This is a genomic window from Aminobacter sp. P4_D5, assembly GCF_056401815.1.
In genome coordinates this window covers 1-626 of sequence record NZ_JBFUIP010000937.1, presented here as the reverse complement: position 1 = coordinate 626, position 626 = coordinate 1, and the positions used below count along the sequence as shown (strand labels likewise).

The following is a 626-nucleotide window of genomic DNA, read 5'->3' as shown; positions in this document are numbered from 1 at the left end:
GCGCATGCGCAAGCTGCTCGACGCGATGCTGCGGACGAACTTCTACCAGAAGAAGGCGTACATCGCCTTCAAGCTGGACAGTGCCGTAGCCGGCGACATGCCGATGCCGCGGCCCTGGCGCGAGATCTTCGTGCACAACGCGACCATGGAAGGCTGCCACCTGCGCGCCGGCCCCGTGGCGCGCGGCGGCATCCGCTGGTCCGACCGGCGCGAAGACTTTCGGACCGAGATCCTGGGTCTGATGAAGGCGCAGCGCCTCAAGAATGTCGTCATCGTGCCGACGGGCGCGAAGGGCGGCTTCGTGCTGAAGGGCGCCATCCCGACCGAGCGCGAAGCCTTCCAGACCACGGGCATCGCGGCCTACCGCACGCTGGTGCGCGGCATGCTCGACCTCGCCGACAATCTTGTTGGCACCGAGGTGATCACGGCTGACGGTATTGTCCGTCGCGACGGCGACGATCCCTATATCGTCGCGGCCGCCGACAAGGGCACGGCCACCTTCAGCGACATCGCCAACGCGCTCTCGGCGGACTACCACTTCTGGCTGGACGACGCCTTCGCGTCCGGCGGCTCGGCCGGCTACGACCACAAGGCCATGGGCATCACCGCGCGCGGCGCCTGGGTGA

The 626-nt window shown here is 67.9% G+C and carries 1 protein-coding gene; it reads left to right on the top strand.

Annotation, left to right across the window (positions count from 1 at the left end):
* A partial coding sequence (locus AC1DWF_RS35900; protein ID WP_476843220.1) for an NAD-glutamate dehydrogenase domain-containing protein occupies nt 1-626 on the top strand: 626 nt, incomplete at both ends.